14 protein-coding genes are annotated in these 18,068 nt (G+C 39.7%); 7 read left to right on the top strand and 7 right to left on the bottom strand.

The window, feature by feature from the left end; genetic code table 11:
* On the bottom strand, positions 1-2,487 hold the full coding sequence (locus I6J02_RS14800) for an SEL1-like repeat protein (RefSeq protein ID WP_201678621.1): 2,487 nt from the start codon (positions 2,485-2,487) through the stop codon (positions 1-3).
* A gap of 197 nt (positions 2,488-2,684) precedes the next feature.
* Here I6J02_RS14800 and I6J02_RS14805 point away from each other — a divergent pair, with 197 nt between their 5' ends.
* Positions 2,685-3,296, top strand: a complete 612-nt coding sequence (locus tag I6J02_RS14805) for a histidine kinase (protein ID WP_201678622.1) — start codon at positions 2,685-2,687, stop codon at positions 3,294-3,296.
* Here I6J02_RS14805 and I6J02_RS14810 read toward each other — a convergent pair.
* Both I6J02_RS14810 and I6J02_RS14815 read right to left on the bottom strand, forming a co-directional pair.
* Positions 3,293-4,072 (bottom strand): Cof-type HAD-IIB family hydrolase, encoded by a 780-nt coding sequence (locus I6J02_RS14810; RefSeq protein ID WP_201678623.1) that lies wholly within the window; start codon positions 4,070-4,072, stop codon positions 3,293-3,295. The genes I6J02_RS14805 and I6J02_RS14810 overlap by 4 nt on opposite strands.
* Positions 4,073-4,134: 62 nt before the next feature.
* A complete protein-coding gene (locus I6J02_RS14815) occupies positions 4,135-7,494 on the bottom strand; it encodes a DEAD/DEAH box helicase (protein WP_201678624.1) in 3,360 nt (1,119 codons plus the stop codon).
* A 106-nt stretch (positions 7,495-7,600) separates the two neighbouring features.
* Here I6J02_RS14815 and I6J02_RS14820 point away from each other — a divergent pair, with 106 nt between their 5' ends.
* Genes I6J02_RS14820 through I6J02_RS14830 form a run of 3 tightly spaced genes read left to right on the top strand, consistent with a single transcriptional unit; the run spans position 7,601 to position 8,829 of the window.
* Positions 7,601-7,939: a DUF6249 domain-containing protein gene (locus I6J02_RS14820; protein WP_201678625.1), complete on the top strand. Its 339-nt coding sequence runs from the start codon at positions 7,601-7,603 to the stop codon at positions 7,937-7,939.
* Between the two features lie 8 nt (positions 7,940-7,947).
* Positions 7,948-8,484 (top strand): RNA polymerase sigma factor, encoded by a 537-nt coding sequence (locus I6J02_RS14825; protein ID WP_201678626.1) that lies wholly within the window; start codon positions 7,948-7,950, stop codon positions 8,482-8,484.
* A gap of 3 nt (positions 8,485-8,487) precedes the next feature.
* Entirely contained in the window at positions 8,488-8,829 is a 342-nt protein-coding gene (locus I6J02_RS14830; RefSeq protein ID WP_201678627.1) for a hypothetical protein, read from the top strand.
* Here the strand turns inward: I6J02_RS14830 and I6J02_RS14835 are convergent.
* The 3 genes from I6J02_RS14835 to I6J02_RS14845 all read right to left on the bottom strand — a co-directional run bounded on the left by I6J02_RS14835 (position 8,826) and on the right by I6J02_RS14845 (position 13,867).
* Complete coding sequence (locus I6J02_RS14835; protein ID WP_201678628.1) at positions 8,826-10,907, bottom strand: TonB-dependent receptor; 2,082 nt, start codon at positions 10,905-10,907, stop codon at positions 8,826-8,828. The two genes, I6J02_RS14830 and I6J02_RS14835, sit on opposite strands and share 4 nt — an antisense overlap.
* 74 nt (positions 10,908-10,981) lie before the next feature.
* Complete coding sequence (locus tag I6J02_RS14840; RefSeq protein ID WP_236581981.1) at positions 10,982-12,337, bottom strand: BamA/TamA family outer membrane protein; 1,356 nt, start codon at positions 12,335-12,337, stop codon at positions 10,982-10,984.
* Between the two features lie 576 nt (positions 12,338-12,913).
* Positions 12,914-13,867, bottom strand: a complete 954-nt coding sequence (locus I6J02_RS14845) for an acetyl-CoA carboxylase carboxyltransferase subunit alpha (protein ID WP_201678629.1) — start codon at positions 13,865-13,867, stop codon at positions 12,914-12,916.
* A 171-nt stretch (positions 13,868-14,038) separates the two neighbouring features.
* Here I6J02_RS14845 and I6J02_RS14850 point away from each other — a divergent pair, with 171 nt between their 5' ends.
* The 3 genes from I6J02_RS14850 (at position 14,039) to I6J02_RS14860 (ending at position 17,654) form a co-directional block, all read left to right on the top strand.
* Positions 14,039-16,222 (top strand): glucoamylase family protein, encoded by a 2,184-nt coding sequence (locus tag I6J02_RS14850; protein ID WP_236581983.1) that lies wholly within the window; start codon positions 14,039-14,041, stop codon positions 16,220-16,222.
* Complete coding sequence (gene ygiD, locus I6J02_RS14855; protein WP_201678630.1) at positions 16,219-17,052, top strand: 4,5-DOPA dioxygenase extradiol; 834 nt, start codon at positions 16,219-16,221, stop codon at positions 17,050-17,052. The genes I6J02_RS14850 and ygiD overlap by 4 nt, the downstream gene beginning before the upstream one ends.
* 80 nt (positions 17,053-17,132) lie before the next feature.
* On the top strand, positions 17,133-17,654 hold the full coding sequence (locus I6J02_RS14860) for an OmpA family protein (RefSeq protein ID WP_201678631.1): 522 nt from the start codon (positions 17,133-17,135) through the stop codon (positions 17,652-17,654).
* Positions 17,655-17,699: 45 nt separating this feature from the next.
* Here I6J02_RS14860 and I6J02_RS14865 read toward each other — a convergent pair whose 3' ends face one another.
* Positions 17,700-17,954: a PLDc N-terminal domain-containing protein gene (locus I6J02_RS14865; protein WP_201678632.1), complete on the bottom strand. Its 255-nt coding sequence runs from the start codon at positions 17,952-17,954 to the stop codon at positions 17,700-17,702.
* Positions 17,955-18,068: the final 114 nt, after the last annotated feature.

The raw sequence follows: 18,068 nt of genomic DNA on the forward strand, positions 1-18,068 counted from the left end.
TTATCTTTTTGACTTTCTCACTATTTTTTCGGCTTTCTCGTGACCATTTTCTGCGGCCAGTTCATACCAGTACATCGTCTGCTGTTCGCTTTCTTCCACACCGTCACCCATCAGGTAACAATTTCCCAGTTCAAATTGTGCTGCAGCATGATTTTGTTCTGCTGCCTGACGAATAAGTTTTATACCTTCTTCTTTGTTTACAGCAACTCCTGAGCCTTTCAGCAGTAATAAACCTGCATTAAACTGGGATGGGATATCGCCATAATTGGCAGCTGTAGCAAACCAATGATAGGCCTGACTTTCATTTTTACGGGTACCTGTACCACTTAAATAGCATTTACCAAGTCTGTACATCGCATTTTTATTATTCTTATTGGCCGCTATTTCATAATACTTAAATGCTTCCGAAGCATTAGCCTCAGTGCCAAGTCCGTATTCATAACAGATACCCAGTCCATCAGATATGACTTCATACGTGTTATAAGCTTCCAGATAGAGCTGCAAGGCTTTTTCGTATTCATTGAGCTGATCATAATCATATAAATAATAATCTCCCAATTCAAGGAAAGCATAAGGCTGATTGTTTTCTTTAGCTTTATTGAGCCATATAAGTGCCTGTTCTGTGTCAGCCAGTATAGGTTCGCCCAGACTACCATGCATCAGATAAGATCCGGTCTTGTATTGCGCAAACGGATAGTTCATTTCTGCAGCTACCTTCATAAGATCGAATGTTTTCTGAGCATCAAAACTGACTCCAAATTCATAATCGTAACACATCGCCAATTCCACCATACCTTTAGGAAGTCCCGCTTCAGCAGCTTTCTGAAAGTATGAAACAGCAAGATCCGGATTCTGTTCATGTATAATTCCGTAGCGGTAACAGCGCGCCATTTCGTAAATACAGTTGATTTCCTGCAATTCAGCACCTTTTTCATACATGCGCACAGCCTCTTGCTGGTCCGTCTCACCGTTTGTATGGTAACCAAATTCCAGATACTGACCCCTTATGTAGCAGGCGTATCCATAACCACCATTGCTTTCTGAAGCTAAAGTGAATAGTTCAAAAGCTTTCCCGTAATCTTTTTCAAGTGTGCCATCTTCATACATGAAAGCAAGCTCGGTTATACAGTAGGGATTACCCTGCTCCAATCCTTTTTCAAAGTATGTTTTAGCTTTTTCATTGTCAACTTCAGTTCCTACGCCGTAGCGGTGTAGCCGGCCTGCATTGCTGTTTCCGTAGAAATGATTCAGCTCAGCAGCTTTTTCATAGTAAGGAAGGGCTTTATCCGGTTCAGGTGCACCTGCTTCGGTCATTCCAAGTTCATAAAGATATCCAAGGCGGTAATAAGCATAAGGGTTTTGATTTGCTTCTGTGGCTCTTTCAAAATATAACCGGGCATTTATTACATCTTTGGGTACGATTTGATCATCCAGATATATTTCAGCCTTCTCTACCAAAGCATCCGCTAGCTTCTGCTCGCATGCCTGATCCAGATATTCAAGGCCTCTGACTGTATCTTTGTAAGCTTCAACATAAAGATATATCAATGCAAGACGATACGTTGAAAATGCATTGCCATACAGCTCACCTACAGTAAACCATTTTAATGATTTTTCATATTCTTCTTTTGGAGACTGCTCCTTAGGAAATGCCAGGTGCCCTAAATTATTCATGGCTTCGATATTTCCTCTTACCGAAGCCTTTTCCAGCAGATTCATGGATTCTTCCGGGTTATTATCATAGCTAATTAAAGCGTATCGGGTCATTGCATAGACCGAAAAATAGTTCTCCATGCAATACTTGAATACTTCTTTGGCTTTTTCCGGATTCCCCTGCCATTCATAGTAACAGGCCTCCAGAATATAGCCATTCTTAACAATTTTGGTATCCGTACTTTTCTGCAATTCCTCAAAAAGAGGAGGGATGCTGTCAAATGTTTTTTTATCCAGATAGATATAGCCACGGTACAATTTGCCCCATTCGCTGTTGTCTTCTTCCAGTATGCGGGTAGCTTCTTCTTTATCCTGGCGCGTCAGATAATCATAATACAGGAAATAAGCATATACAGGCTTTCCTATGGCTGCTCCGTGATGAGTAGCTGCCAGCAGGTATTCTTCTACTTTGGCTTTGTTTTGAAAGTTCCTGCGGGCTTCCTGATATTGAAATGCCAGTTGTGCATACGTTTCGGGCCAGAGAGTCGCCAGATTTTTTAATACCTCATTGATCTTGTTCCAGTAAAAAATGTAATCTTCATCATTCAGTGAGTATGAAGAATGGAAATCCAGCCCATCATGAAAAAGATTTTCATAAAGTTTGACAACAGCTTCTTTCTTCTGATCGAAGTGAGCAATGCTTTTTTCTAAAAGAGCCAAGCCTTTGAACCAGTTTTCAGGATGCTGTAAAAATGTGTAATCTGTTTCAAATTTTTCCAAAGTGGAAACATCAGTCTCAGCAAGTATGCTTTCGTAACGGGAGTTCAAATTCATGTCTAATTCGATTTTGTCCTAAAATATGGTTTGAATATAATAACGATTTGTGTGATCTTTTATTCAAAATAATTAAAATTTTCTTATTTGCCTAAATATTAAGAAAAAAAGATAGGAATAAATCCGGTGCCGGAGTTGTTTGAGGATTCTTTTAAAAGAAATAAGTAATTTTGACCATACAAAAAATAACAGATCATATGACTTCGATTTTTAATAAGTTATGGAATCGTACGGCGGCTGATGGGAATGAGCAGTCAACTTTTGAAAATCAGTTGTCGTTTTTAGAATGTCAGGTAGATCGGAAACTTCTGGATTTGTGGACATCCGCATGTTTGGAAAACAGGAATGAATCCTGGCAAATCCGGTTTGCAAAACTTCAGCAAACCAGTTTATCCAGAAGTCATTCTGAGCCTTTATCTGTTAGTAAAGAAATCGAATATCTGAATGATTACTGCTTAGTTTATCAGGAAATTAGACCAAGTGAATTGTATGTTAGCTTCAAGTCTGATTATGTAGAAACATCGGCGATTATTTATCCCTTTCTTTTAATGCCACTTGTACAGAATGCTTTTCATAATGGCTATACATCTATGGAAAAGTATCCGGTTAAAATAAAAGTAACCGGATCGTCGAAGCTGCTGATTATGGAAGTCAGCAACAGAGTAAATCACCGTATTGCTGATCAGCAGAGTACAGATATTATAAGGCTGTTCAGAGAAAGATTACAATTTCTGTATCCGGATCGTCATGATCTCTTATTCAATAGTAACAGCAATACTTTTAAAGCAACGCTGACGGTACAGCTTTAGATGATATTATAATGCTTCAGTGCATTCCAGATTCCATTATTGTCTACGTCATCCGTAATGTAATCTGCTATCGCCTTTACTTCCGGATTTGCATTGCCCATAGCCACACCAATTTGTGTATGTGCTAACATGGTAATATCATTGCCACCATCCCCAAATGACATAGTTTCATGGAGTTCAAGTCCGAAATGTTGTACAAATACATCTATACCAACCTTTTTACTTTGACCCACCGGATTGACATCTGCAAAAAGAGGTGTCCAGCGGGAAGCTATAGAATTGGGCATTATAGTACGCATAAAGTCTTCTTCTGCTTCCGGTTGAATGAAAATATTGGTCTGTAAAACAGTTGCTTTATCAAAGTTGTCGTAACTCCTCTGCATAGGTACCGGCAGATTGAGCTGGTCATACATCTTTTGTATATCCGGCGTGACATGGAAGATAGAAATTTCATTTTCGGACATGAGCGAAAAGCTAACAGGCTCATTATTCATAGCGTAACGGAGCAGAGATTCAATATCTTCCTGTGGAATAGGTTTTCTAAACAGTACCTCATCATCTTTTGTGACACAATAACCCCCGTTAAATGTGATAAAGCCATCAAAATTGAGATATCTGATATGATCTAAGCTGTTGATGGACCTACCCGTAGAGATGATTACTTTAATTCCTCTGGATTGTAATTCACGGATGGCTTTTTCGGTAGACTCAGGAACGAGATGTGTTTTGAAACTTAATAGTGTACCGTCGATATCAAAAAATACTGCTTTGATCATATTGTAAGGGCTGTTTTTATACGCAAATGTAGGTAAAATATTCGGAAGCCAAAGCAGGCTTGTTAGTGCAACAAGCTGAGCAATTGTTCTTTTGTGAAGTTTTGTAATAGCGGATTTCCTTCTTTTCCGATCAGCGCAGCAGCCAGTTCATTCTTGCTTTGTTGCATTTTAATCATCTTTTCCTCCACCGTGTCAGGCGTGATAAGACGAATAGCTGTAACCGTTTGCTGCTGACCTATCCGGTATGCACGATCTATGGCTTGATTCTCTACTGCAGGATTCCACCACGGATCTACCAGATATACCAGGCTTGCTGCCGTAAGATTGAGTCCCGTACCACCAGCTTTGAGCGAGATTAAAAGTACCCGGTTATCTTCCTGCTCTTGAAAGTTGTGAACGACCTGTTCTCTGTTTTTTGTCTTTCCTGTCAGCATAGAAGCACCTATGCCTTTTGAGGATAATGCTTTTTGAATAAGCTGCAGCATGCTTACAAATTGAGAAAATACAATAATCTTGTGGTAGGCAATATTGTCTTCAATTTGTTCTATAAGTGTTTCTATCTTAGCTGAATTATCTTCAGTACTTAAATCTTCAGTTTTCAGCAATTTGGTCGAATTACAGATTTGTCTCAGTTTGGTCAATCCTTTCAGAACGTACATAGGACTTTTGCGAATTTCATCACCTTCCGTTGCAGAGATGAATTCCCTGAATTCTTTTTCATAAAGATCGTAGATGCGACGTTGAGCAGGTTTCATCTCACAGTAGATGATCAGTTCATTCTTTTCCGGAAGCTCTCTGGCAACTTCAGCCTTTGTTCTCCTCAGGATAAAAGGATTGATCTTGTTATAGAGCATTTCTGTGCGCTTACGGTCGCTGAATGCATCTATCGGGGTGGTAAAGACGTCTTTAAAATACTTTTTGCTGCCAAGTAAGCCTGGTGACGCAAATGATAACTGCGCATACAGATCCATAGTGCTGTTTTCAATCGGCGTACCCGTCATCACGATACGGTTACGTGACTGTAAAAGGCAGGCTGCCTTATAGCGTTGAGAGTTTGGATTTTTAATCTGTTGAGATTCATCCAGAAATATATAATTAAATCTGAATTTCTTTAAATAGTTGATATCCGTTAGCAGGGTGTGATAAGAAATCAGTATGAGTTCATACCGATCAAAATCACCGGTATTTCTGATGCGGTCTGTACCATCTAATAGTAAATAGGGTAGACTGGGTGCAAACTTTTCCAGTTCGTGCTGCCAGTTAAACAGTAGTGTCTTGGGCAGGACGAGCAGGTTGCAGTTGTGATCGGCCTTATCCCGCTGCGAAAGAACAAAAGCAATAATCTGAATGGTCTTGCCTAATCCCATGTCATCTGCCAGACATCCGCCAAAATTGAAATCATCCAGAAAATTGAGCCACTTCAATCCATCTAATTGATAGTTGCGTAATATTCCGTTGAAATGTTTAGAGGTATTTACAGTGTTTAAATCTTTGAAATTCTTAGCTTTATTTATTAAATGGTCAATTTCTTGTTTAGCTGAATTATGTATTTGAGATACATCAAACAAACGTTCAATATCATAGAAATTTGACTTGGCGATCTGAAGTTGTTCCTCTTCATTCCACTCACCCGCCTGAAAATATTCTTTAAACTTTTCCAGCCATTCTTCCGGCAATATGCCATGTGTACCATCATCCAGTACCACAAATTTGGATTTGTTACGCACAGCTTTTTCCAGATTTTTGGCAGATGCCTTTTTACTTCCGAAACTCACATTGATATTCACATTGAACCAATTGATCCCGCTTAATACCTCAATGTTGATGGTTGCTTTGAAAGGATTTATACTGTTGTTTTTTAAAGTGTCAAAGCCAATAACCTTAATACCCTGATTGTGCCATTCCTCAAATACATTTAGAAACCAGTCCTCATTCAGGAAATGTTTGCGGTGAAGATAGAAATACAGAAAAGACTCGTTCAGCTGTTCTTCAAAGTAGGGATGCTGTCTGATCAGCAGACCTGAAAGTGCCGTTTCCCGATCCTGTTGTCGCTCTACGACATAGCTTTTCCCCGCTTCATCGATGCCAAAGATCTTCCGTTTGGATCGTACAGGTACTTCCACATCACCATAGCGCATGACAGGCGTGAGCGTGACATATTCCTGAGATTCATCCAGATAAATAATCGCTTCAGTATCCGTGTAATAAAGATGTTGATCCAGTTGTTTCTTGCTTGCTTTTGGTATATCCGGATAGCTTATCGATACCTGGTCAGAAAGCGGATCCAGAATTTGTGTTCTGAAATAATCAAACTTGGACGCATGAACCCAGAGGGCATTATTGCGGTTTTTGAACACCTGTATCAGAGATCTTACTGTCTTATCATGAATAAAGTAAAGAGAATGTTTGACTTGTGCAAAATAATCAAACTGTAAGTTTACATCGCTCAGCGCGATTTCCTCTCTTCCTACAAGAAGATGCCCTTCTACAGATAGAAACGATCCTTTTTTGCTGATACGGAGCTTGCTTTGTACAGGGCTCTGTTTCAGCAATACGGCATTTAGACTGGATGCCAGTATATTTTCCGACAAAGAAGCATCGTGTACAAATACATCTAATTGAAAGGGATTATGTACAACAGCCTCCAGTGCTTTTGGAAGATTAGGGTCTGTGGCATCCTGTGTATTCTGTTCTAATAAACGAATAGCAGTGAAGAATTTACTTTCCGTAATATCTTTGCATTTCCAGATACGCTCTGATGTATCTACCGGTTTGATCGGATTTTTAAGTTTTCCGTTTTTGGTAACCTCCGATTCAAAAAGCTGAATCTGTAAATGTTTGTAGAATTTATGCTTTCGAATGACCATAATCAATCGGCCGGTAGCTGTAGGATCGCCAGATTTATTTAATGTTTCTTTATTAAATAAATCTATGTTATCCAGTGGTATAAGGTGGTCATTAAGAACTGTTACTTCAATAGAATTGTTGATGTATCTTAGTTCAAAATATTCTTGCAGAGCATCCTCCTGTTCTATACCGTAAGCTAAAGCTGCCTTAGACAAACGTTTTTGATATCGGCTCGGAGAAAAGAATGTCAGCCATTCTTCCTGTCGGATAAAAGTTGCAAAAACTGCTTGTTGGTGTCGGCAGAGACCTTGTTTTTCGGGGCAGGAACAGTATATAGATAATACAGGTTTTGAGTACTTCAGTAGCACCGTTTCTTCGTTCTCGGATAACCGGATCCGAAATCTGGCTTCATTTACTGATAGCTGTTCTACTTCAATCGGAATTCCTATATTCGTCGTGCCGTCTATCTCCTGAAAATAGCTGTACCTGTCCGTTCGATCCATGTCGATATCCGTAATCAGATAGTGATGGTAATCCGAATGATAATCTATAAGCCGAGGGTCTTGCTTTGACATACGAACCAAAGATAATGAGATGTATGAAGCACGCAGGAATAAAAAATAAAAAAAATGTAACCTTTGGAGCTTGGGTTGCATCTTATGAGCAAAGACAATAAAAATTATGGAAAAGGAAACAATGGTAGCTACTATAATCGTAGCATTTTGCTTAAGTACATTTTTATCCCTGTATTTCTACTGGCTGTCCAGACATAAAGAACGTATGGCACTGATCGAGCGAGGGATGGATCTGAGCGATTTTTACAATAATAAACTTAAAGGTTCTAACTGGCTAAAAGTAGGCGTAGTGGTTGTGGCTTCAGCTGTAGGCTTATTGATTGTAGGAATTATTAATGAATCTAATGTCGAAATTCATTCTGATGCAATTCCTGTGGCTATAATAGGAATTTTCGGAGGAGCGGGTATGATCGTCGCAAATTATCTGGATAAAAGACCATCTTAAAGAATCGGATGGATCAAGTTTATATTGATAAAATATTGGCGGGAGACCGGGAAGCTTTCAGATACTTTCTGACCACATATAAGGATATGGCCTTTTCCGTAGCAATCAGCATCGTAAAGAATGAGATTGTTGCGGAAGAGGTTGTTCAGGATGCTTTCGTGAGCTGCTACCATGCTTTGAAATCCTTTCAGGGTAAATCTAAATTCAGCAGCTGGCTCTACAGAATTGTGGTTAATCATGCTTTTGCTAAGCTGAGACGGCTTAAGATAGAGTTTGTGCCTCTGTCTGAACAGGATGAATTGTCTGTGGCAGATGAAGCTGCACTTTGGCAGTTGGAGCAAAAAGAGCAGACTCAACTCATTGAGGAGGCACTTCAGCTCTTACCCGTTAATGAAAGTCTCGCTTTACGCTTATTTTATCTGGAAGAGGAGAGCATAAAAGATGTATGCCAGATTACAGGATGGACGGAGTCTAACGCGAAGGTTATTTTACATCGCGCCCGCAAACGTATACATGGAATATTAAGTAAACTAATGAAATCGTAGAATATGGAAAAGGATCGTGATATTTTACAGCAACTGATGAAGCAAAGTACTCCGAAAATGCCTTTTTCGGATTTTGAAGATCAGGTGATGTCCCGGATAGAGAAACAGGAGATGACTTCACCGGAGATTATGAAGGACAAGATGAAAGGAATATATTGCTTTCTCGCAGGAACGGTATTTGGCCTGGTAATAAATTACGTTGCAGCAGGGTATATGTATGAAATAAAATGGACAACTATTTCAAAAGAACAAATTGTACTTTTCTCCCAACTGATCTATGTAACGCTTATCTTATTGTTTTGTGACAGGATTATAAGATTATTCAGACTAAAGCAGCATAGTTAATAAGAAATTTTTAATCCTCCGTAATAGTTTCTGCCCGGGGCTGCATTAAAAAAGCGATTCCCGAATGCATTGATATCATTACCAAGGCTGTATTTCTGATCCAGAATATTATCAGTTCCGGCAAAGAACTGAATCTGTAATTTTCCGTTTATCGGGCAGAGCCACGCAAGTTTGGCTTGTAATAAATGGTACTTAGCTCCGTAAGCGGTATTGGCATCGTTTAGCGGGATCCGGGAGGTAAAATTGTGCATGATATTCAGCTCTATACGTTTATCAAACTGAATATTTGCATGATTGACCCATATCCAGTCCGGAACAGCTGTAAGTTTGTTGCCTGAATAATCGTTTTCTCCAATCTGGTAGACCTGAAATTTATAATCATTGTAGGTCAGATTAGTACCTAATGATAAACTGTGTAACCAACCGGATGTACGGGGAGCAATAAGATAGCCTGACAGAGCAGCTTCTACTCCCTTCTGATCAGTCTTTCCGGCATTCAGGTAGTATTCTGCTCCGCTCTCCCTGATCTGCCTTATAATAGCATTATCCATACGGTAATAGTAGGCTGAAAGATCTGCTATAACTCTTCGATCTGCAGTCTCCCATCTGATACCCGCTTCATAATTCGTTCCGGTTTCCGGATTCAGTTGCCGGTTGATCAGATTATCTGAAGAACGAACCTCTGCAATGGTCGGAGCGGATAATCCCTTAGATACCGAACTGCGTACAGCCATTTGGGGATTGATAAGATAAGAAAGGGCCAGTCGGGGCATCCAGGTATTCTCAAAATCAATTTTTTCCCATTTATCAGAGAGTACTGGATATATATTTTTATAGGAAACAGTATTGTAATTAAGCCCCAGGGAACCTTCGATGGTCAGTTTCTGAGCAAGAAATACCTGACCGCGTATGAAATAGAAGTGCTGGCCGTTTTTCAGATCATCTTTGGCTTGCGGATCAGTAGCTACGCCGGCATTATTGTTATAATTGTCAATTTTATAGCGCCCGTTTTGTGCTTCCAGTCCCAATTGCATTTGCCAGTGTACTTGCGGATTGTTGTTGTCTGCATAAGAAAAGTAGGTACGGATACCCATATTTTTCTCATTGCGCTTTTCGTAATTGGTAATAAAAGGATTTTTGATATCCGAATGACTGCCGAATATACTGACAACATGTGTCAGATGTTTCGTGATGTGGTATCGGTTGGAAATACCTCCAAAGAATGTCTTGTTGTATATTCCCGCCTTTTGATCAGCGGCGCCGGGATTTGGTCCTGCTGCCGGTCTGGCGAGTTGTAGATTTTCATCATACTGGGCTTGTGTAAGGCCTCCGGGTGTTCTGTATCCAAGATCAGCATAGAATCCAATTGCTTTTAACTGTCCTTTGTCAGAATAATCCCATTGATGAGCGGTCTGTATAGTTTTTTTATTTAATGCTGAGTTTTGACGATATCCATCACTTCGGGTAAAACTCTGATCTATAGCAAAACGGTAGTTGGGATTGACCTGTTGCTGTGTGGATAACTGTTCCTGAAATAAACCGTAAGAGCCACCTTGTAGCAGCAGAGAGCTTCCGGAACCGGTATTAAAGCCATTCGGGGTAATCGTAATTACACCACCTGAATTTGGACCATATACAGATCCGTCAGGTCCCTTGAGTATATGTATACTGCTTACAGAAGCCGGATCTACCAGATTGAAGTAAGTGTTGCCACCGGCATCGGTCAGCGGAAACTCATCCAGGTATATCTTGACATTGCGTACTCCAAAAGGGGATCGGATAAGGCTGCCTCTCATCGCTAACCGGTAACTGCCTGGTGAACGCTCTTCCATACGGATACCCGGAACTGTATTGATTGCCGTCAAAAATGTACTGTTATTCTGACTGGAAATAAGTCTTGAATCCAGCGTTTTTGCAGAAGAAGTAAGCGATAAAAGAGGTTGACTGGCGAAATAAGCATTGATCTGTACCGGAGCAAGTCTGTTGAGAATGGTATCTGTAAGTTTTGTTTCCTGAGCAACAAGCTGATTCGTAAGGAAAAATAAACAAAGGGAACTCAACGTGTGGAAAGATCGCATACTGTTTTCGGTTTAGCAGTCGCTAAAATAGTAAAATCAAGGCAGAATCATAACTCTGCCTATAAAATACAGGACTAAAAGGCTTCATTAAGACCTAAGAAAAAGCCTCTGTTTCCATATTTTCCGAAAGCATAGTCCAGACAAAGGTTCGTTCGGGTTGCTTTATTAAATAAAACACGTAGTCCGGCACCGCCACCGGGCTCCCAGCGCTGAAACAGGCCGGTGCCGATCTCATCGCTTGCCGACTGAATATTTAGAAATGTCACACCACTCAGAAACTTGTTTTTAGTAATTGGAAAGCGGTACTCTACTTCGGAGTAAGCAAAAGATATACCCTTGAAATACCCGATAGTATAGCCTCGTCCTGTTCTGACGTTTGTATCTTTTCCTGTTCCCGGAAGATCGAAGTAGGGAAGTGTTCCGCTAAGCTTATAAGAACCCCAATACCAGAATCCTAATACGTGTTCCGGATTTTTCTTAGATAAACTAAAGTATTTTCTGAAATCTGTAACCAATTGTACCGCATTTTTCGAACTACCCATCCAGGTCTGATTGACGCGTATACCTACATCGGAGTATATGCCGCTGTAAGCCCTGTTTGGATTATCCCTCGTCATATATTGTACATTGAATAATAATCCGTTTGAATTGTATTTTTTGGGATTGAAGCCATGTTTTTCGCTGTACAAAGAGGGTGGTGTAGGCCCGTTTGCCAATTGTGGTTCTTCTATTTTTCTTCGAAGATCGAAAGAGACGCCGGCACCCAGAAATAATCCGTGAGCAACCTGACGATATACCTTTTCATTGAAAATATAGGAATTGTATCGTGATCCGAATATTTTGCGGTCGGGGTTAGCAATGACGCGCTCATCTTCTGTTGTCCATGCATTCATATTCATACCAATGCCGGCATCAGGGGCCACCATATGTACCGCAGCGAGACTCCCCTGAAAATTCCAGGTGTTGCCCGGTGTGAACACATTATGACTCAGGTAGAACACCATAATGCCTTTTGTCGTGATAGAAGCTGAAGTAGCTGCTACAGACATGGTGGTATTGGGATTATTACCTAATACCTTACCGGCTACAGCTTTTATGCCCCCCTGTGCACCGATGGTCGGATTATAGGCAACGTTTGGCATCAATGTAATGGGAGACCGCCTTTTTGTACGGTCTGGCTTTCGTTTAGGGTGAAGAATGGTCCGAAACAGATCGCTGATATCGTAGTGATCCTGATAAGGTGGGACTATCTTCAAACTGTCTGTACCAGCCAACGTGTCTTTGCGCAGTCTGACCGTGCTGGTGGTGTCATGTTGTGCAAAGGAATACGATATATGAAAGAACAGCAGCGTACATATAATACCTACTCGCTGCATATGAGAGTTTACTTTTTTAAGATGAGGGTGAAAAATAAGGGATAGTTTTTTCACAGATTTTATGTTTAAACTGATATAAATAATTCGATTTCCATAATGTACAACAACTGATATAGTATTTGGTTTATGGTTTGTTGAAATTCGGAAAGAAATAAGAAAGGGGCGTGCGTATTAAATCGCATAAAAATGGAGCTATCCAATTTTTTTGGACAGCCTCAATTCTATTGGCCTTATTATAACTTCTCTCTCCTTCTAAAGGAGAGATGCCCGAAGGGCAGAGAGGTTGACTAATGGGTTTATAGAGTTGAAAAGGTTAATAGAGTTTATAAGCTTACATCTGTTTCAACTGCGGGTTAGGACAACAGCAAACGAAAGGAATTGGATTTATTAGCTGTTTTGCGTCAGTTAGCATCCTCACCAACAGTATTTTATAGCTTTTCTCTCCTTCTAAAGGAGAGATGGCCGAAGGGCAGAGAGGTTAATTATAAAACTGCAAAACCTCACCCTAACCCTTCCGACGAGTCGGAACAGGTTCTCCTTAAAAAGGAGAGGGAATTGGTTTGTTAAATAATAAAAATGGGGCTATCCAACCTTTTGGATAGCCCCTTTCTGTTTGTTATGAAGTATCTTTTATTCTACGACGTAACCCATATTACTGAATTTGTCGATTCTTTCCTGTACTAATACATCAGCTGTCTTCGCTTTAAGGATAGCCAGATCCGAGAGGATTTTAGTTTTTACATTTTCAGCTGCAATAGCCGGATCCTGATGTGCTCCACCCATTGGTTCAGCAATAATGCCATCAATCAAACCGTTCCCAAGCATATCTTCAGCAGTTAATTTTAATGCTTCTGCTGCGCGCTCTTTGTGATCCCAGCTTCTCCATAGAATTGATGAACAAGACTCTGGTGAAATTACCGAATACCAGGTGTTTTGAAGCATATATACACGGTCACCTATACCAATACCTAATGCACCGCCTGAAGCACCTTCACCGATTACAATACAGATAACAGGTACTTTTAATACGGACATTTCAAGCAGGTTACGGGCGATGGCTTCTCCCTGACCTCTTTCTTCGGCCTCTAAACCAGGATAAGCACCCATAGTATCGATAAGTGTAATAACCGGTTTATTGAATTTTTCAGCCATTTTCATCAGACGCAAAGCTTTGCGGTATCCCTCAGGGTTAGCCATTCCAAAATTGCGAAACTGACGTTCTTTGGTGTTTTTTCCTTTCTGATGACCAATAACCATTACAGCTTCTCCGCCAATAGATGCAAATCCACCAACTATAGCTTTATCATCCTTTACATTACGATCACCGTGCAGTTCAATAAACTCTTCACAAATCATCTCAATATAATCGAAAGTCTGTGGACGCTCAGGATGACGGGACATCTGTACCTTCTGCCAGCCAGTCATATTATTATAGATCTGCAGTTTCGTTTCTTCCAGTTTCGCTTCCAGATCCTGTATAGTCGCACTCATGTCGACCTTAGTCTTTTCAGCTACCTGATTAACTTTCTCTATCTGTGTTTGCAGATCTGCAATGGGTTTTTCAAAATCAAAAGTTGTTTCCATGTACTTTTATGAAAAATTAGAGGGCTAAGGTAAGGGTATTTTTAGGTATTTTAAAATTTTAGTAGACATTCCTCTGACACGCCATATGAATATCATTTGTTATTTTTGTATCATCCAAAGTGACATTCATGTTTTTGTAAGCATCTATACTATTTGGTTTATTTTACTGCTATGATTAAATATTACTATCTCATATTAACCTGCATGTTGCTGGTATCTAATACATTGAAAGCGGATACTTATCCGGAAGTTGTGTTTGATAATAGTCTTGTAGGAGGGAGTTATGCAAAGAGTTTAGTTCATTATTCCGGTGGCAGCTGGGTCGAGAATGTCCGCAAACATCTGTTAGTGTCTGACACTCTTTTTTTTACTCCCGGTAACGCCTTGTCTCTGAAATACCATGCTTCTGTAACCGGCAATTGGGAAGCAGATATCTTGTATAGCCGTCAAAAGTTTTTTTATCAGGTAGCTAAAAAAGATGTTTTGGTTTTTAAGATGTATGTTCAGACTGCAGATACTAAAATAGAGGAATTACCTAAAGTGCTTCTGAAACAAGGGTTTAAGCAAACTGAACCTGTTTCACTAGCCAATTTTATTGATGATTTTGAACCTAATATGTGGGTCAATGTGGAAATTCCGGTTGATAAGATTAAAGGATTCGAGGAAGGGGCTATCAGATCTGTAAGTTTTGTACAGGGAAATTCTTCAGCGAAGACGCATCATATCCTCCTGGATCAGATTGAGTTTTTACCCAGGAATCCATCCAATGTTAAATTGTCTTCTCCGGCCATCTTATCTGAAGCAAAGGCATATGATAAACAAGTGTTGTTGAGCTGGCAATTGCCGCTGACACCAAGTATACGTTATATCAAGATCTACCGTTCAACGGATAAGGAGAATTTTGAGCCTGTAGCGATCCGCCCGATTCAGATGCAAAGCTGTCTGGATCGTGTGCCGGAGATAGATAAAACGTACTATTATAAGATCGCATGGGTAGATTATGATTATATTGAATCTCCTTTTTCTGCCATTAAAGAGGTGAAAACAAAGAAATTGTCAGATGAGGAACTGCTCAACGTCGTGCAGGCTGCACATATAAATTATTTTCTGGAAAATTTTGACTTTAACAGTGGTATGTATATGCCATATCGCCGAAAGGATAAGGCTATTGTGTCAGTCAGAGAATCCGGATATGCTGCAATGGCGCTGATTGTGGGTGCGGAAAGAAAGTTTGTCAACCGGAATGTCGTATTGGCCCGATTCACAAAAATGGTTAACTTTCTGAAGAAAGTACAACACAAAAACGGTGTTTTTCCGGAATATTTTGACGGGAGAACAGGTTTGCCAGAATACAGACAACATATACCTAAATATAGTCTGACAGCAACCACAGCCATGATGGAAGCTTTACTTATTGCGCGGCAATACTTCTTTAAAGAAGATGTGGCTGAGGAAAAAGCACTTCGCGAAAATATAACAGCATTATGGGAACGGATCGACTGGAAGGTATTCTCTTCAGGAGAACATAATAATGTGCTTTGGGATAGCTGGTCTCCGGTAGATAGTACCAAAAGGTCACATATATTAGGCGGTTTCAACAGCAGTCTGAATACGTATTTATTGGCGATGTCTTCACCTACACATCCTGTTTCTACAGATGCCTATACATTTGGTTTTGGCAATGTTCACGTCCATAGTAATCAATTGCCGACTTATTTTTCAAGATTCGTTGTAGGAGAAATAGCTTCTGTAGATTCTGTCACGCTGGAAGAGAGTTCTTCAGATACTTCTCAGACACTGTGGTCAAGATCCATGATAAGAGACACTGTGGAATATGGCCTGCAAACCAAAGTTCCGGATATTGGAGTTCCGCTTGTAGATGTATATCGTATGTTCTATACCTTAGATCCCCGTGATAAAAAAGATTCTTTACTCGATTACAATACGGAGGTTCGGAATATGATCCGTATTGCCAAAAGAAGAGATAATGAAATGGGAGTAGGAACAGCATTTTCGGATGTATGGGGATATTATAAGGTAAAAGATACCGTTTCTTTAACACGTATTAACCCCGCAGTAGGGCCTTCAGCTCTATTTATCGATAAAGAGATCGGTATGAAGGCAATGAAAACCCTGTACGAAAAATATGCTGATATTCTGTTTACGGAATATGGGTTCAGGGCGTGGTTAGACCTGAAAGATAATGATGTGTCTGATGAATACTTGGCTGTAAATCAGGCAACAGTTGCAATAATGATAGAAAATTCGCGTTCCGGCTTGATATGGGAGCTGTATCGGGAGATACCGGAAATTAAAGCGTTATCAGACAAACTGTTTAAGACGGAGAAAAAATGATAAGTGGATTAAATGATCTGAAAAATCTTTCAGATAGTCTCAAAAAGCAGACAAAATTAATGCCTGTGCTTTTTGTTGGTCATGGTTCGCCAATGAATGGGATCGAAGACAATGAATTCTCCCGAAACTGGAGCAGTATGGCTAAAGAAATCCCTCAACCGGAAGCAGTATTAGTCATTTCGGCTCATTGGTATACGGATAGCACTAAAGTGACAGCTATGGAAAAACCGAAGACGATTCATGATTTTTATGGATTTCCAAAAGAACTGTTTGCTGTGAATTATCCTGCTCCCGGTAGTCCCGAACTGGCAATGGAAACAAAATCGCTGATTTCGCATACACAGGTTGAGCTCGATCATGACTGGGGGCTGGATCACGGAACCTGGACCGTCGTCAGATATATGTATCCCGATGCGAAAATTCCGGTATTACAACTCAGTATCGATTACAGGCAACATCCCTCATGGCATTATGAGCTTGGTAAAGAATTACTTGCTCTACGTAAAAAAGGAGTATTGATTATCGGTAGCGGCAATATGGTGCATAATCTCCGGATGGTTTCCTGGGATATGATTAATGGAGGAGGCTATGATTGGGCGTACCAGATGAATGATACATTCAAGAAACTGATCGATAACAAAGAGCATCAGAAACTGATTCGGTATGATGAACTTGGTTCAGGAGCAATGCTTGCGATCCCTACTCCGGAGCACTATCTTCCGTTGTTGTACACTTTATCTTTACAGCAATCTAATGAAGGAGTATCATTTTTTAACGATAAGCTGGTGGGCGGGTCTTTGAATATGACTTCTCTTAAAATATCGCAATAAACAGGAATTAATTGAGGAATTACGCTATTTTTGTTATATTTATCGAACAAAATCATAAAATTCAAAAGAATTATCATTTCATGAAGCAATTAAACATATTTACACTGATTTTATTTTGTGCTGTTTCCTTATTTTCCTGTAAGCAACAGGCGCTGACTGTTAATCCTGGAGCGGTGCTGTCAAAAGATGGCACAGATGATGGATTGAAAAATGTCAAGGAAGAATTTAAAGATGCTTCCAGAACAGAAGAAGGAATTAAATTCTCATTATCATCTGACTTTTTATTTCCGACAAACTCTTCTTACCTGACGGATAAATCTAAAGGTGAACTGAGTAAACTGGCTAAATTGCTGAAAGATAATTCTAAAACAAAAATCCGTGTAGACGGACATACAGATGCAACAGGTACACCGGAATATAATTTGTGGTTGTCTGATAAAAGAGCAGTTTCCGTTAAGAAGTTTTTAGTAGATTCCGGAATCTCCGAAAGTCGTATTACCACGAAAGGAATCGGACAGGCAAAACCAGTAGCAGATAATAAAACTCCTGAAGGACGTCAGATGAACAGACGTGTAGAAGTCGTATTACTCAATCAGAAATAATATTAAAAGATATAAACCGAAGGGCAGTTGAAAAACTGCCCTTTTTTATTTTACAGGGATCTGATCCTTGATTAAAGGATACTTATGTCTTAACGAAAAGAGATAGACACATGATCCGATAACAGGCAGAAAGAATACTAGTACAATCATTAAAATTTTATCGCCACTATCTGTAAATTGTCTTTTAAGGATGTCAACTAATGATATGATAATCAGAATAGTTGGAATAAAGCACATGAAGATCAGCATTAAAATGAGAATCAACTCCTGCGTTCCGATATTTAAAAAAAGTAAGTTCATAAGGTTAAAAATTGTTATACCTAAAGATAGTAAAAAACACAGTGTTTAAGAGAAAGAATTAGTAATAATATAAAGGAAGAGCGTTATATTCGCTATCAGAATAAAATTGTTCTG

It is taken from the genome of Sphingobacterium spiritivorum (assembly GCF_016725325.1).
Classification (GTDB): Bacteria; Bacteroidota; Bacteroidia; order Sphingobacteriales; family Sphingobacteriaceae; genus Sphingobacterium.

What these genes read in the sequence shown, in the direction of transcription:
- I6J02_RS14800 (WP_201678621.1), bottom strand. Translation starts at nt 2,487, where the DNA reads ATGAATTTGAACTCCCGTTACGAAAGCATACTTGCTGAGACTGATGTT.
- I6J02_RS14805 (WP_201678622.1), top strand. Translation starts at nt 2,685, where the DNA reads ATGACTTCGATTTTTAATAAGTTATGGAATCGTACGGCGGCTGATGGG.
- I6J02_RS14810 (WP_201678623.1), bottom strand. Translation starts at nt 4,072, where the DNA reads ATGATCAAAGCAGTATTTTTTGATATCGACGGTACACTATTAAGTTTC.
- I6J02_RS14815 (WP_201678624.1), bottom strand. Translation starts at nt 7,494, where the DNA reads ATGTCAAAGCAAGACCCTCGGCTTATAGATTATCATTCGGATTACCAT.
- I6J02_RS14820 (WP_201678625.1), top strand. Translation starts at nt 7,601, where the DNA reads ATGGAAAAGGAAACAATGGTAGCTACTATAATCGTAGCATTTTGCTTA.
- I6J02_RS14825 (WP_201678626.1), top strand. Translation starts at nt 7,948, where the DNA reads ATGGATCAAGTTTATATTGATAAAATATTGGCGGGAGACCGGGAAGCT.
- I6J02_RS14830 (WP_201678627.1), top strand. Translation starts at nt 8,488, where the DNA reads ATGGAAAAGGATCGTGATATTTTACAGCAACTGATGAAGCAAAGTACT.
- I6J02_RS14835 (WP_201678628.1), bottom strand. Translation starts at nt 10,907, where the DNA reads ATGCGATCTTTCCACACGTTGAGTTCCCTTTGTTTATTTTTCCTTACG.
- I6J02_RS14845 (WP_201678629.1), bottom strand. Translation starts at nt 13,867, where the DNA reads ATGGAAACAACTTTTGATTTTGAAAAACCCATTGCAGATCTGCAAACA.
- I6J02_RS14850 (WP_236581983.1), top strand. Translation starts at nt 14,039, where the DNA reads ATGATTAAATATTACTATCTCATATTAACCTGCATGTTGCTGGTATCT.
- ygiD (WP_201678630.1), top strand. Translation starts at nt 16,219, where the DNA reads ATGATAAGTGGATTAAATGATCTGAAAAATCTTTCAGATAGTCTCAAA.
- I6J02_RS14860 (WP_201678631.1), top strand. Translation starts at nt 17,133, where the DNA reads ATGAAGCAATTAAACATATTTACACTGATTTTATTTTGTGCTGTTTCC.
- I6J02_RS14865 (WP_201678632.1), bottom strand. Translation starts at nt 17,954, where the DNA reads ATGAACTTACTTTTTTTAAATATCGGAACGCAGGAGTTGATTCTCATT.